This is a genomic window from Rhizobium yanglingense, assembly GCF_977109285.1.
Window position 1 is genome coordinate 101,481 of the sequence record NZ_CDSAWY010000004.1, and the last position, 13,452, is coordinate 114,932.

A 13,452-nucleotide genomic window follows, 5' to 3' on the forward strand; every position below is an offset into this window, starting at 1 on the left:
TTTGATGGTGCTAGTACTGGCGAGCCTCGAATTCTTCGAGGGTTTCGGCATCTTGGCGGTATTCCCATCCGTTCACGGTTTTGCGCCGCCAAGTCTTGCCCATGCCGCCGGTGTTGCCTCCGTCAATGGTTCGCTTGGCGAAGAACGGAGTTCTGCAGAGATGCCATTTGCTCTCATCAACGAAAGCTCTTAGCTCGGCTGTTCTGCCGAAGCGAGGAAATGCGAATGCCACGGTGTTTGCCCCCAACCACACGACTGGGGACGAGTATCATGATTGTTAATGCACGGTAAGGTGCAAGAAATGACCATGATCTTTTTCTGGCAACACCCCACCGCCCCATCTGGGCCGCACCGAAATGAAAAAAGGGCCCGCCGGGGGTGTTGGCGGGCCAAAGAGCATGACATTTGGAGATCGAGGCGAGAACGCCTCACCTCCATCAAGCATATTTTAGTGACGGCTACATTACGTTGAACGACGTAGCCGTACCAAAGCCGCCTCTCCTTAATCGGGGAGGCGGCTTTTCGTTTTTGTGCTCTTTGCTGGCTCTACGTCATCGGCATCGACGGACTGAACGAGCGGCTCGACGGGGCGTTCGAGCGGACGTCGAGAACGACCCGCTCATAGCGCACCGACCAAACCGCCAAAAGCTGACTCGAAGCTCGGGAGGGATCACTGAGCGATCTCTTCGGGCGCCGGCGGCTTCGCATGTTCAACTTCATAGTCCGAGATGGCCAATAGAGTTGCGGAAGGGTACCGCTTGTCGTCATCGGGGAACCGTCGAACCACCTTATTCAGCTTTTCTTCGTTGTCATGCGCGTGGCGCTTTGCGGCCGGCATGAACATCGCCAATCGTCAAGTTAATTTCGGGTACTGAGCGTTCAGCTGTGTTAGATTACTTCAGGGACGAAGTATTGCCGATCTTTAAAGATCGACCTTGAGGTACTTGGATATGTCGCCTATGGTGGACAGGCCCGTCTGAGCGGATTCACAATAACACGAATGAGGAGGAAAGTCGATGGCCGATTTTGAAAAGACCGCAAAAAGGCAATGGAAGACCAATACTTCCAGGACGCCGAGAGGACCCTCAAGCTCAAATACTGCGTCATGACAGGCTTTTGGCGAAGTGGATCGCAGGCCTGATTGGTCGGGATGACGTCGCAGGTTACGCTGATGAAATGACTGATGCCCGCTTCAAAGGTGGTGGGGACGCTGGAGTTCTCTCGAAAGCTCTAGCTGATCTTCAAAGCGGCAGGTCACAGTATCAGCGAGCAGGACGTCGCAGCGAAGATGCGCGAATTTATGGTCGAGGCCGCTGAACAGCTTTGAGCCACGGCCATACGTCATCCTCTCCTCGTTTGAGGTCAAACGCCCTGCAATGATTATGGAAAGCTCCCGCCCGAGCTACATATGACATGGCGCTAGTTCAGCGTAGGGTCAAGCCGTTCCATGTCCAGGCCGCCAAAATCAAAGCCTCTCCTCAGCGATGCCAACGCGCCGGTTCGATCCCGGCCTCGCAAGCGGCGAGATCCAGCACAGCCCAATCTTCCCCTCGATCCCATGCCAGACCGCATAGAGCCGTGCCTGGCGCTGTTGAAACCAAGGCCGTGGCAACTGCGATCCTTGATGGCGAGGCCGTCGTGCTCGACGAGCAAGGCCGTTCGGACTTCGGACTGCTGCAGCAATCGCTCGGCGACCGGGGCGGCAAGCGCATCTCGAACCGAAGTGATCTTCATGGCGTTCGACCTGCTCTATTTCGACGGCCATGATCTGAGGAAGCTGGAATTCACCGCTCGGCGGCATCTCTTGGAGGGGCTGATCAAGAGCCGGGACGATGTCATCCGGCTTTCGGAAGAGATCGAGGCCGATGGAGACCGGCTGTATTTTGCTGCCTGTGAGCATGGCCTTGAGGGAATCATCGCGAAAGACCGTGAGAGCCCGTATCGCTCCGGCCGGCGTGGCGACTGGCAGAAGATCAAATGCATTCAGAGCGACGGATTCGCGATCATTGACTACGAGCATTCGTTCGTTGCGCGGGCAGGGATTGGTTCATTGCTGCTCGGGGCGCGCTATGGCCGCAAGCTGGTCTATGTCGGATCGGTCGGGACGGGGTTTAATGAACGAACAGCGCATGAGCTGCGCGAGGCTCTCGACAAGCTCAAGGTGAAAAAGCCACCGGTGGAATATTCCGGCTGGCGCAAATACATCGTGTGGGTTAAGCCAGCGCTGGTGGCCGAGGTCGAATATCGCGCCTGGACCCATGACGGCAAGCTGCGGCAGTCATCCGTACAAGGGGCTGCGCGAAGCGGAGGAGAATGCGGCGATTTATGAGATTGAGGCCTGAGCAGGCGAGTTATCGTTTAGTGTAAGGGGCCTTATCATCTCAAACCTTGCCGTCGCGCTCCATGGCGTAGTCCGCTGCAGTGTTCCTGAAAATTATTCAACTCCTGAAGCCAGACATTATAAACTTCTTCGAAGCCTTCTGCGAGAGTGGAGATTTTGCCGTTAGTTCGTCGAAACCAGCGCGGCCTCAGCCATCCAGACCTGATAAGTTGCAGATGCGGCATCCAGGGTCCTTATGGGCATGGCAAGATCATTAAAGTTGAGCAGCGCAATCGATCTAGCCTTGTGAATCGGGAGCTGCCCCAATCACCAAGCGCCTCATGCTCGAAGAGGGATTGCGAAGAACACGCCATGAAGACCGCCGTAAAGCGCAAACTGCTGCATGAGCTATTCCAAAAACAGGCCGGTCTTTGCTGCTACTGCGACCGTCCGATGGTTATCGTGTCGTAGCGCGGCGACCAAAAGAAGCCAGACGCCGCAACGATTGAACATCTTCTGACCGGCCGCGTCCATGGCTGGACCAAGTGGGACAACATCGCAGTCGCATGCCGGGAGTGTAACGGAATGCGCGGATCATCGATGGATTGGCTGACGTTCAAAACCTACCGACGCGGCGAATTCTGGGAACTCATATCGCCAAGGAAATGAATACACGACAGGTTGGTGCGACCACCACCGGCTCCTACATTCGCGAGCGCCTACCGCCTTTCGACCGCGGGGTCGACTTGCCGCGCTCCGCTCGTTCGTTGAGCGCGGCCTTTTATTCCAACACCAATGGCCGGCGCGGTCACCACCTGCGCCCACACAAGCAGCGCGCCGGCCAGCGCAGTCGCAGCACACGCAACGTTCATCGGTGGTTCAGGCGCGATGGTTCAATGTAGATAGCGAGGAGGAGTTCATGATGAAAAAGCTCTTATCCGCCCTCGCAGTTGTAGTCCTGGCTGCCTCTTTCGCCCTGCCGCTAAACGCTGCGCCGATCTTCGTGCCGAAAGCAGAACAGGTGCAGACCGGTGATGTCGTGCAGGTCAAAAGACGGCACCACCGTCATTGGCGTTCGGATCGCTATTGGAACCGGCGGTACGCATACCGTTCCTGCCGTTACTACGGCAACTGCTACCCTCGCCGATACGGGTACTACGGCTATCCTCGGTACTACGGCGGCTATCCTGACTATTACCGCTACCACCGAGGGTCGGGAGTCAGCATCTATTTTAATTTCTAGCCAGTAGCGCTCGCAGGCCAGGGAAAAGCGACGATCCAAAACGGATTCCCCCTCAGCCCAGCCCGTCGGCCTCACCAGCCGGCGGGTTTTTCTTGGTGTCACACGCCGACATCAACTCAAAAAAAAGACCGCCCCAGTCTGTGAGGCGGTCAACGCGGATTCGATATCCGCCGACCACGGTGAGAATAAGGGGCACCGAAGTCGATAGGTCGTCGCCTCCCTGGGGGTGGCGTTTTGAGGCGACGAAGGAACCTATCACCCGATTGTGCCTTGCGAAATTATACATTGGTTGCCCAAATCATAGACCCAAGTATTGAGGATATGGCTGGGCTGACGGCTTAAGAGGCGTCTGCGCCGGGGCCGCTCGGGGACGGGTCTACCCTTGACCCCTTGCAAGAAACTGAATTAGTGCTGACAGCGAAGGACATCGGGGATAACGCGTAGCAGGGGTTGACGGATAGTTCATACTCACCGCCCTTCTTCGCGAAGAGCGTCCATGCTCGCCTCATATTTCGCGACGGCCGTTTCGATCTGGGTCTTTGCCAGCATATAGCGACCGCCTAACTTATCCATCCGCTCCTCATATCCAACGCCCGCCGTTCGCAAGTCGTCATTATCGATGCCGATGTCGTACCAGAGGTGGGTCGTCCAGCAGCGCTCTTTGGCCCACTCAAGTTTCTGCGTGGCCGAGTGGTCGAATGGGCAGTGACGAAAAAGGGGCACACAAACTCCGGCCAGTTGATCGGGTTGCTCCGGCGAGTTCCACGAAAACCTCGCAGCGAAATCCTGACCGCTACCTGTCTACGAAGGCACGACACCGTCGCCTTTCGAAGCCACGCCACTCGACAGGAATATGTCTGGCCGGCCCGTGCTGCCGCCGATGCTGGATCCGCTTACAGGTGTCGAGGAAGGTCGTCGGCTTCTGCGGAGTCTGGGCATCGACGGTGCTGGTGTCGTTGTGTGAGGATGTGGTTGCAAAAGGTGCATGCTTCCTGGGTGGCGTATCAAGTCCTAAGGGCAACACTTCCAGCGGCGCCCAGGCTTGGGAGGCCCCCGAAGTCAAACAAGGCCGAAGCGGCAGCCGTGATCGAAGAAGTTGCCGGCCGAGGCACACTCAAATCAATCGGCATCCGGCTGGGATACGCCGAAGAATACGCTGACCGGGCTGGTATGGCTGCGCCTACTTGAAGTTGCCAGAATTCTGACAGCGGCGGACGATAATGAGTCGCAGCCCGTGTGCTTAAACGTGGCGCAATGTGACGTATCTTTATGAAAGAGGCCGCCAATACGCGGCCTTTCCTTTTGGGGAGCAGAATTCGAGCCGACGTTTAAGAACTCGCGATCGATGCCGGAGCCGCCCTACCGCCACCGCGGCTCTCGTGTTGCGTTATGCAGCAATTCGCTGGCGGACGCGAATGGTCCAAACAATTGTAGCAGTCGAGCCTCTTCTTTCTCGTTGAGCCGGCGCCGCTTGGAAAAATCCTTGACTGACCAAACACGTGTCGTGGCTCCGGTGCCGACGATATTCGGTTCAACTCGCTGCATACGCTACTCCTCCCATACAGTTGGGAAGACCTATACCAAGGTATAATTTAGAAATAAATAAAATAAGACATGTTGACGCCTTTTTTTGCGTCGTTCACCCATCCGCATGGCGCTGCCTCCTCCGGCGACATGGTGATCTGCGGCAGGTTGAGCTTGCAATCTAGGCTCCCTGCCGCGTTTGCTATTTGATCTTTTCTGCCGCCTTATTCGCGGCGTCACGATCAGAGCCGTGCTTATTCACGATCTTCTCAGCCTGCTCCTTTGAGATGCCGTGCTTCTTCGCGAAGTAGCTCACCTCGTACGGCTCACCAGCCGCTACTCGGCTCCGGTCAGGTTTGCCACGCTTGCTCTTGTCGTCTGCCATTGTGGTCCTCCTTCCACTGCAGGTGGTGAACGTATGACCGAATCCAAGGTTCCCGATCGACGCTCAGCGGAGGCCAAAGTCTGGCATCGTCTTTACGATACAGCAGAGTGAAAACCACTGCGCCAATACCAGTTGGCAATGGAGCCGCTTTGCCGTTTCCGCCCTGATCACAGAAGACGTGACCGAGGCCACGATCGTCGACCACATCAAAGCTCACAAAGGCAATGGCGAACTTTTCTGCGATCCGTCGAACCTGCAGTCATTTTGCAAACGCCATCACGATAGTGCGAAGCAGATGATTGATCGTGGCAAGATGGTCGTGACCTATGGCCTTGATGGTTATCCAATTGAGATGGGATAGGGGGTGGTCGCGCCTCTTGCGCCACCCACCTGCCTAGGGCACCTCGATTTGCGATTATATGTGAAGTCGTTCACGGCGTCCGCTGGGGCGACGGGCGGCGCGTGGATCGCAAAATTCCTTGGTATCGACAAATGGCTGGTGCAAGGCGCGGCAATCCTGCTGGCGGCCAGCCTCGTGTTCTTCGCTGGATACAAGGTTTACGACGGCATTTATGACCGCGGCTATGGTGCGGCCAGCGCCAAATTCACGGCAGAAATAGCCGAGCTGAACCGGCAGGCGGCAGACGCGCGCGCCAAAGAAATCGAGCGCCAAGACGCCGCGAACAACGCCGCCAAAGAACGCGAAGCCGCACGGATTGCCGAAATGCAGGCCGCCAACGAATCCCTACAAAACAAAATTGAGGAGCTCCAGCGTGAAGCTGACCAGATCCTGATGCTGGCAAGCCTGTGCGCGGTGCTCCCAGCGTGCGCCGACCAAGTCAGGCATGAAAGAAATCAAGGACGAACGCCGTTACTTGAATGTCATCGGCCAGCTTTGCGCATTCAGGCGGTTGGATCTCGACGTCGACAATGAAGTGAAGCCTGTTCGGCACCATCAGCATACCTCCCCAGCGTGCCCGCGCCGTACTTACGTGGCGCTCGTGAAAGGCGGATCGCGTAGCAGTGCAAGGGTCATTGCACATCACAGGAGGGCTGTAGCCACGCGACCCGGTTTCTAACATTCCAGACTGTCAAATGTTCCTGGCTTAACGCGCTGTCGGCTTTGATCGGCTGGAAGTGGTCAATCACGAGGCGTGACGGCACTTGCCGGATCGTAGATGAAAACTTCCAGCGCCACCGGAAATGAAAACTCCCAGATGGGGTCATCATATCGACGCAAGGTCTTCATTATCCGTCCATCCTTATCGGAAACCCAAAACTCCATATTGGCGTTGTGGAGAAATTTATGCCACCTCGCAGCGTAGTGCTTCACAGGCACCGATCCGATTGTGGCCTTTTCAACGAAGGTGCAATCGGAGAATTTAGGTCCGTGCCGATCGAGTGTGGACCAGGCAGTTGGCGCAAAGCGCGGGGTGTGAACCCTTGCGCTATTCGATCTGAGCGCGGACACGCGGCTTTACGGACTGCGGCCGATGGAAACATCCGACGGAAGGCGCTTCACATACGGTGCACAGGCCGGGAAGGTGCATGACACGCTCCACGAAAGGGCAAAGTGACGCCGGGAAGCGCCGTAGGCAGCGAACGACAATCACTCCGCAGCGAAAGGTGCTGCATAGCGGCTCGAATCTCGTTCGATAGCATCCAGCGAGTTCATCAAGTCGACAAAGTCGCAGGCCTCGGCCCAAGACATGCCACTCACCTTCACGTCACCAAGCGTGGCAGGCTCCATCGTGAGCCCATCCACAACAAGCCACTTGTCATCGACTTCATGTCGAAGATTGAAACGTCGCATCGCAAAGTCTCCAAACGGTGAACCGCGGTACCATATTTTAGGAGGGATGAATATGAGAAAGTTAACAGCCGTTAACGATAGTATCGCGATCAGAAAAGCCACCGGCGTAGCCGGTGCACACCAGTTCCGGGAAAAATCCGGTTACAAATATAAAACGAATTCCGGGGCCGCTATCGAGCGGCCCTCTCCTTTTGGGCCATCCCGCCACGCTCAAGGTCAACCAAGCGAAACGCAGCGGGACGCGCCTTTACCCATGTCGCAGGATTACCGCCACTTCGGTGCCCGTTTGGCGTTGTGCATGAGTTCGCATGCGGTCGCGAATGGACCAAACAACACAAGTAGTCTCGTTTCTTCTTCTTCGTCCAATCGATGTCGCGCGCAGAACTCCGTCACCGACCAGACCTTCGTCGCCATATTGGAATCTGCATTTTCCGGCTCAACGCGTTCCATGGAATCCTCCCGCTCATGATGGAGGAACACTACTAAAGTCTAATTTAGAATCAAATGAAATAACAATGCAGGCGGGATATTTGTTGCTCTCCAATGCCATCCCCTCGCGCGCCTCAAGCCAAGGCCGGCATGCAAGAGCACAGCTTCGCGCGATCGAAGGCGTGGGGTAACCGCAACGACGGCCTGCATGAGCGGCTTGACAGGGCGTTTGAGCGGATAAAGAAACGACGCGCAGTTGCGGCGTATTCTCGGGCGTCCAGGCGGTGATGACACCCTATATACTGGCCGTCTCATGGCATCGTTGGTTAATGCCGACCGCCGCTTGCAGAGGGTTGCCAGGACGCTTTCGTTTCCTTGGCATCAACGATCGGAACCACCCTGACGCAAATCCGGGGCTTCCCTACGACGCTTGCCGCCAAGGCTAACGCGAAGGCATCACCGCACTTCGCGACTCTTCGCCCAACCAGAATTTCACGGGCGCGGAAGTGGCGATCTACACCGCCCTGAACCCGTGGCTGCGTTCCCAGTCCGGCATTGGCGAATTCGGCACGGCTTTCGAACCAGCCGACATCGTCTCGACCGCCCGCGACAGCAATGTCTTCAACGGCGTCGGCGACGGCTGCATATCAATTGGGCGAACGGCACGGCTAAGGTGGCAATCTTGACCGCATTCAAGACGTTCAGGCGATGGGAGATCCAACGATATGACCGAATAGGCGTCGTGCCGATCTCAAAATTACATCACTTAGCGAAGGTTGAGGGCCGTGAAGGAACTCTACACCAGCGCGGGTCAATGAGAAATGCATGCAGGCGTCGAAGCCGGAACTGTTTTCCTCAACTAGATCCATCTCCCAGGCCTCACTGAGACCCGGCAAGTTGGTGTCCATTTCCTCAGAGTCGGACACCGGGTATCGGGCCCATGCCTCAACGGTCAGAAGCGCATTTCGGATTTGTGTCATGCAAGTATCGTAAGTCCCAGAAAGTTGATTAGCAGAGCAAGAAATACTTAAACATACTTGATGTTTATTGTCGAGTGACTTGAAAGTGACACACGGACTATTTTTGGGGGTGCGGGGTAGCAAGGCGGTGCAGAAATGACCAGCCAGAAAATCATGTACACAGTGCTGTTCTTCTTTTACGGGTTCGGCTTGTACATGGAAGTACTTGGACAGCAAGCTAACCGCGGAACGGAAAGAAACTGAGAAGGTTGCCGAAGCCCTTGCGGCACATAGGCTGCATACCGCTGAGAACTGTGTCTCCAAGCGGGGACCTCGACAAACCACAGATCAAATCATGGACGCGATGCGGATGGGCTAAGAGCAGCAGAATTGCTGACAGTCGGGCCTGCCGTCGAGTGGGCTTTTGCGCTTCCGGATGCGAGAACGTAATGGCGGAGACCCAGCCGCGGGCCTCCTGTAGCCCGATTGCCAGGTCTCCTGCCGTAGCGGGGAGGGGTGTTCTACGGCCCGATAACGTTGATCGGCTTTCGTTCAGTCGGTCCATTTCAATGAACCGGTAAGGATAATAGCCGGTAAATATCCACCGCATGCGTTTCGATCCGAGGCATCATTAGAAGGAGTCTCCCACACCAACTGACGCCGAGTGTTTCGTTATGCGCCGCGGAGGGCATGGCACCTTTCTCGACGATTCGAGCCTTTAGTCTGTCGTTTTTCGGGCTTCAGTAAGCTTCCCAACAGCCCTGAGCGCCCTAACTTCCGGGTTGTATAAAGGAGGTTGCCATGGCCGAATCTGCCAATCAGACGGTGCCGACGCGCAGGGTGTTGCGCGGCCGGCCTTACAGCATAAGCGAATTCGCCCGGAAATACCGTTTGGATGAAAAGGAGGCCAAGCGGCTCTATGAAAAATTCGGACCGTCGGCGACCGAACTCGATCTCCTGATGGCCGCCAAGCGCAAGCCGCCGAGGCTGCCCCTGGATTTCGACGCCTGATGAGAATGCGCACTGGGGGCTGCCTTTGCGGCGCCGTCAGATATGAAGTGAAGGGCGAGCCGCTTCGTGCCGGGCTATGCCACTGTGCGGACTGCCGGAAAGAGAGCGGCTCGGCCTTCGTCACGTTCGCCGTATGGCCGCTCGCGGCATTCGCGCATTCCGGTTCGGTCGCGACATATGAAGGCCGCAGCTTCTGTCCGGCATGCGGCGGTCGGCTGTTTTGTCTTACCGAGAAGGAGGCGGAGCTCCGGCTTGGATCTCTCGATGAGGCGCCGATGGAAATCGAGCCGCTCTACGAGGTGTGGATCAAACGCCGCGAAAGCTGGTTGCATCCGCTGCAGGGGACCGACCAGTATCAGGAAGATGCCGGCTAAAGCGGACTTTCATTACCAAGATTTAATTGCACTTTTTCGTCATTCCGTGCGAATGCGCCCCTAACGCTAATTTCCGGTTCATCTTCGTTATGACTATTTGGATGGTAAAGGGAGCAGGCGCTCCTATTTTTGACTTGAGGGTTTTATGGACGATTCCGGAACCGGCAGGAAGGCTGCAGCAGCCAATACCGATCTTGCTGCCGTCCTGGCGGCCTCCGCCAAGCGCGGCAAGGGCCGCCGCTGGCGCGGCCGCCTTATCGCCGCTGCAGCATTGATCGCGGTCGCTGGGACCGGTGCCTATTTTTACAACGGCCGCGGCGGCAACGGATACAGCTATGCGACGCAGCCGGCAAAGCGCGGCGACCTGACGGTTCTCGTGACGGCGACCGGCTCGGTGCAGCCGACGGAGCAGGTCGACATATCGAGTGAACTTTCCGGCACCGTGCGCGACGTCAATGTCGACTACAACAGCGAGGTCAAATCCGGCGAGGTGCTGGCAGTTCTCGATACGAACAAACTGGAGGCCGATGTGAAGAGCTCGCGCGCGAAGCTCGATTCGGCCAAGGCGAATGTGCTGAAGGCGAATGCAGATCTGCTGTCGGCGCAGGTTTCGCTAGAGCGCTTGAGGAGCCTCGTCAGAGGCAGCGTCTCGACGCAGCAGAGCCTTGACGATGCGACCTACAAATACGAGTCCGCCGCAGCCACGAAGCAGATCAACGAGGCGGAAGTGCTCTCTGCCGAGGCCGACCTGCGGCTCGCCGAGGTCAACCTTGCCAAGGCCAGGATCGTTTCGCCGGTTGACGGCGTTATCCTGACCCGCTCTGTCGATCCGGGTGCCACCGTCGCCGCGTCGCTTTCGGCGCCGGTTCTCTTCACCATCGCCGGCGATCTCAGGAAGATGGAACTGCAGGTCGATGTGGACGAGGCCGATGTCGGCCAGATTGGCGTCGGGCAGAAGGCAACCTTCACGGTCGACGCCTATCCGAACAAGTCCTTTCCCGCCGAGATCGAGCAGATCCGTTTCGCCTCCGAGACGACCAACAATGTCGTCACCTACAAGGCCGTGCTTTCGGTCGACAACGCTGATCTCCTGCTGCGCCCGGGTATGACGGCAACGGCGGATATCACCGTCGAGGCCGTCAAGGATACCCTGATGGTGCCGAACGCTGCGTTGCGCTATGCGCCGCCAGAAGCCGAATCGCGCGGCAGCCGCGGCATCTTCGGTCTTTTCCGCCCGCCGCGCATGGGACCTCGCTCCGGCGGCAACCGCAGTGAAGTGCTCACCGGCGCCAAACGGCGCATCTGGGTGTTGCGCGAAGGCCGCCAGGTGCCTCTCGTCATCCAGGTTGGTTCCTCGGACGGTCAGTTCACACAGGTCACGGCCGGTGAACTCAAGGAAGGCGATGCGCTTGTGACCGACGCGACGACACGGACGCAATAGGCGGGCGAACGATGATCAGTCCGCCGCTTCTCGAATTCAGGCAGGTATCGAAGATCTATGGTCACGGCGAGGCGGCGATCCGCGCGCTCGACCATGTCGATCTACGGATCGGCACCCATGAATTTGTTGCGATCATGGGGCCGTCGGGTTCAGGCAAGTCGACGGCAATGAATATCCTCGGCTGCCTCGATGTTCCGAGCGCCGGCGACTACGTCTTCCAGGGCATTTCCACGACCGGTTTCGGTCGCAGTCAGCTGACGCTGCTCAGACGCCATATGCTGGGCTTCGTTTTCCAGGGGTTCAATCTTCTCGCGCGGACATCGGCGGTCGAGAATGTAGAGTTGCCGCTGATCTACCGCGGTGTCGCAGCGGGCGAGCGCCACCGGCGCGCCAAGCAAGCGCTTGGCTTGGTCGGACTGACGGGGCGCGAGCACCATAAGACGCAGGAGCTTTCCGGTGGCCAGCAGCAGCGCGTGGCAATCGCGCGCGCGATCGTCACCGAACCAGCCCTGCTGCTTGCCGACGAGCCGACCGGCAATCTCGACACGAAAACCAGCGCCGAGATCATGGATCTGATGACGCGGCTGAACCGGGAGCAGGGCATCACCATCGTCATGGTCACGCATGAACCCGACATTGCGGCCTATGCAGAGCGCATCCTCCGTTTCGTCGATGGAAAGCTCGAAGCCGAGGTCGCGCATCAGGGCGAGGCGGATCATGTTTCTTGAAACACTGAAACTCGCGCTGCGTGCCATTAGCCGCAACATCCTGCGTTCCTTCCTCACCGTGCTCGGCGTCGTCATCGGCGTTGCCGCCGTCATCGCCTTGGTGACGATCGGCAACGGCACCACAGAGCAGGTCTCCACAGAGCTCTCGCGGCTCGGGACCAACATGCTCTTCGTGCGTCCCGGCCAGTTCGGTCCGGGGCGCGCGAGCTCCGAGGCGAGACGGTTCACCGTTAAGGACGTCGATGCGATCCGCGATCAGCTAACTGGCCTACGTGCAGTCGCGCCGCTCAACCAGACGACGGCGACGGCGATCTACGGTGGCCAGAGTCATTCGACTACCGTCATGGGCACGACCAACGACTATTTTATCGCGCAGGACTGGGACATTGCCCTCGGCCGCACATTCGAGGCGGTCGAAGAGCGCGGCCGCGCCCGCTGCATCCTCGGCGAGACGGTCCGATCGCAGCTTTTCGGCGCGGCCAATCCGACAGGGCAGCAGATTCGCGTGGGCAAGGTGTCCTGCGGCGTCATCGGCGTGCTGGCGAAGCGCGGGCAATCGGGCATGGGCACTGACCAGGACGATGTCGTGATCATGCCCGTGAAGATCTATCAGCGCCGGATCGGCGGCAGGGCCAACGCCAATGTCCAGATGATCGTCATTTCGGCCCGCGATGGCGTTTCGACCTCCAAGGTTCAGACGGAGATCGAGAACCTGCTGCGCGAGCGCCGCAAGATCGTGCCGGGCCGCGAAGACGATTTCAACGTCAACGACATGACGCAGATCGCCGAAGCCATGACGGGTACGACGACATTGCTTACGGGCTTGCTTGGCGCTGTCGCCGCAATCAGCCTTCTGGTCGGCGGGATCGGCATCATGAACATCATGCTAGTGTCGGTCACTGAACGCACGCGGGAGATCGGCATCCGGCTTGCGATCGGCGCATTGGAGACGCAGGTACTGTTGCAGTTCCTGGTCGAGGCGGTTGCGCTGTCGCTCTTCGGCGGCATCACGGGCATCGTATTCGGATTAGGCATCGGCTTCACCGCCGTGACGCTCTTGAAAGTTCCCTTCGTCGTCAGCCCGCTGATGATCGCCGTCGCCTTCGTCTTCTCGGCCGCAATCGGCATGATCTTCGGCTATTTCCCGGCGCGAAGGGCAGCGCAGCTGAATCCGATCGAGGCCTTACGGCACGAATGAACAAGGCCGGGTGATGCCCGGCCTTGT

The 13,452-nt window shown here is 58.0% G+C and carries 17 protein-coding genes and 2 pseudogenes; 12 read left to right on the forward strand and 7 right to left on the reverse strand.

Going from position 1 to position 13,452, the window contains the following annotated elements:
* Positions 1-10 precede the first annotated feature (10 nt).
* Entirely contained in the window at positions 11-232 is a 222-nt protein-coding gene (locus ACW4PC_RS05330) for a hypothetical protein (protein WP_455873072.1), read from the reverse strand.
* Between the two features lie 438 nt (positions 233-670).
* Complete coding sequence (locus ACW4PC_RS05335) at positions 671-838, reverse strand: hypothetical protein (protein ID WP_455873073.1); 168 nt, start codon at positions 836-838, stop codon at positions 671-673.
* 278 nt (positions 839-1,116) lie between these two features.
* On the opposite strand from ACW4PC_RS05335, the gene ACW4PC_RS05340 reads away from it, so the two are divergent.
* From ACW4PC_RS05340 to ACW4PC_RS05355, 4 genes and pseudogenes are all read left to right on the forward strand, one after another.
* On the forward strand, positions 1,117-1,317 hold the full coding sequence (locus ACW4PC_RS05340) for a hypothetical protein (RefSeq protein ID WP_455873074.1): 201 nt from the start codon (positions 1,117-1,119) through the stop codon (positions 1,315-1,317).
* 130 nt (positions 1,318-1,447) lie between these two features.
* Positions 1,448-2,342: pseudogene (gene ligD, locus ACW4PC_RS05345) on the forward strand (non-homologous end-joining DNA ligase).
* Between the two features lie 476 nt (positions 2,343-2,818).
* Positions 2,819-2,989: pseudogene (locus ACW4PC_RS05350) on the forward strand (HNH endonuclease); the annotation flags it as partial.
* Positions 2,990-3,242: 253 nt separating this feature from the next.
* Complete coding sequence (locus ACW4PC_RS05355; protein WP_455873611.1) at positions 3,243-3,563, forward strand: hypothetical protein; 321 nt, start codon at positions 3,243-3,245, stop codon at positions 3,561-3,563.
* A gap of 468 nt (positions 3,564-4,031) precedes the next feature.
* Here ACW4PC_RS05355 and ACW4PC_RS05360 read toward each other — a convergent pair whose 3' ends face one another.
* From ACW4PC_RS05360 to ACW4PC_RS05370, 3 genes are all read right to left on the reverse strand, one after another.
* Entirely contained in the window at positions 4,032-4,286 is a 255-nt protein-coding gene (locus tag ACW4PC_RS05360; protein ID WP_455873075.1) for a hypothetical protein, read from the reverse strand.
* 636 nt (positions 4,287-4,922) lie between these two features.
* Positions 4,923-5,108, reverse strand: coding sequence for a hypothetical protein (locus ACW4PC_RS05365; protein WP_082046511.1), 186 nt, complete (start codon positions 5,106-5,108; stop codon positions 4,923-4,925).
* A 181-nt stretch (positions 5,109-5,289) separates the two neighbouring features.
* Positions 5,290-5,472, reverse strand: a complete 183-nt coding sequence (locus tag ACW4PC_RS05370) for a DUF3606 domain-containing protein (protein ID WP_455873076.1) — start codon at positions 5,470-5,472, stop codon at positions 5,290-5,292.
* Between the two features lie 178 nt (positions 5,473-5,650).
* On the opposite strand from ACW4PC_RS05370, the gene ACW4PC_RS05375 reads away from it, so the two are divergent.
* Together ACW4PC_RS05375 and ACW4PC_RS05380 are read left to right on the forward strand one after the other, a co-directional pair.
* Entirely contained in the window at positions 5,651-5,833 is a 183-nt protein-coding gene (locus ACW4PC_RS05375) for a hypothetical protein (protein ID WP_455873077.1), read from the forward strand.
* A gap of 60 nt (positions 5,834-5,893) precedes the next feature.
* On the forward strand, positions 5,894-6,406 hold the full coding sequence (locus ACW4PC_RS05380; protein WP_455873078.1) for a hypothetical protein: 513 nt from the start codon (positions 5,894-5,896) through the stop codon (positions 6,404-6,406).
* A 675-nt stretch (positions 6,407-7,081) separates the two neighbouring features.
* Here the strand turns inward: ACW4PC_RS05380 and ACW4PC_RS05385 are convergent.
* Complete coding sequence (locus ACW4PC_RS05385) at positions 7,082-7,285, reverse strand: hypothetical protein (protein WP_022715545.1); 204 nt, start codon at positions 7,283-7,285, stop codon at positions 7,082-7,084.
* A gap of 264 nt (positions 7,286-7,549) precedes the next feature.
* Entirely contained in the window at positions 7,550-7,735 is a 186-nt protein-coding gene (locus ACW4PC_RS05390) for a hypothetical protein (protein ID WP_455873079.1), read from the reverse strand.
* A gap of 485 nt (positions 7,736-8,220) precedes the next feature.
* On the opposite strand from ACW4PC_RS05390, the gene ACW4PC_RS05395 reads away from it, so the two are divergent.
* The 6 genes from ACW4PC_RS05395 to ACW4PC_RS05420 all read left to right on the forward strand — a co-directional run bounded on the left by ACW4PC_RS05395 (position 8,221) and on the right by ACW4PC_RS05420 (position 13,425).
* Positions 8,221-8,400 (forward strand): hypothetical protein, encoded by a 180-nt coding sequence (locus tag ACW4PC_RS05395; RefSeq protein WP_455873080.1) that lies wholly within the window; start codon positions 8,221-8,223, stop codon positions 8,398-8,400.
* A gap of 1,074 nt (positions 8,401-9,474) precedes the next feature.
* Positions 9,475-9,684 (forward strand): hypothetical protein, encoded by a 210-nt coding sequence (locus ACW4PC_RS05400; protein WP_455873081.1) that lies wholly within the window; start codon positions 9,475-9,477, stop codon positions 9,682-9,684.
* Complete coding sequence (locus ACW4PC_RS05405; RefSeq protein ID WP_455873082.1) at positions 9,684-10,058, forward strand: GFA family protein; 375 nt, start codon at positions 9,684-9,686, stop codon at positions 10,056-10,058. The genes ACW4PC_RS05400 and ACW4PC_RS05405 overlap by 1 nt, the downstream gene beginning before the upstream one ends.
* Positions 10,059-10,203: 145 nt before the next feature.
* Positions 10,204-11,499 (forward strand): efflux RND transporter periplasmic adaptor subunit, encoded by a 1,296-nt coding sequence (locus ACW4PC_RS05410; RefSeq protein WP_455873083.1) that lies wholly within the window; start codon positions 10,204-10,206, stop codon positions 11,497-11,499.
* Between the two features lie 11 nt (positions 11,500-11,510).
* Positions 11,511-12,227, forward strand: a complete 717-nt coding sequence (locus ACW4PC_RS05415; protein ID WP_455873084.1) for an ABC transporter ATP-binding protein — start codon at positions 11,511-11,513, stop codon at positions 12,225-12,227.
* Positions 12,217-13,425: an ABC transporter permease gene (locus ACW4PC_RS05420; RefSeq protein ID WP_455873085.1), complete on the forward strand. Its 1,209-nt coding sequence runs from the start codon at positions 12,217-12,219 to the stop codon at positions 13,423-13,425. The genes ACW4PC_RS05415 and ACW4PC_RS05420 overlap by 11 nt, the downstream gene beginning before the upstream one ends.
* The last annotated feature ends 27 nt before the right edge of the window (positions 13,426-13,452 follow it).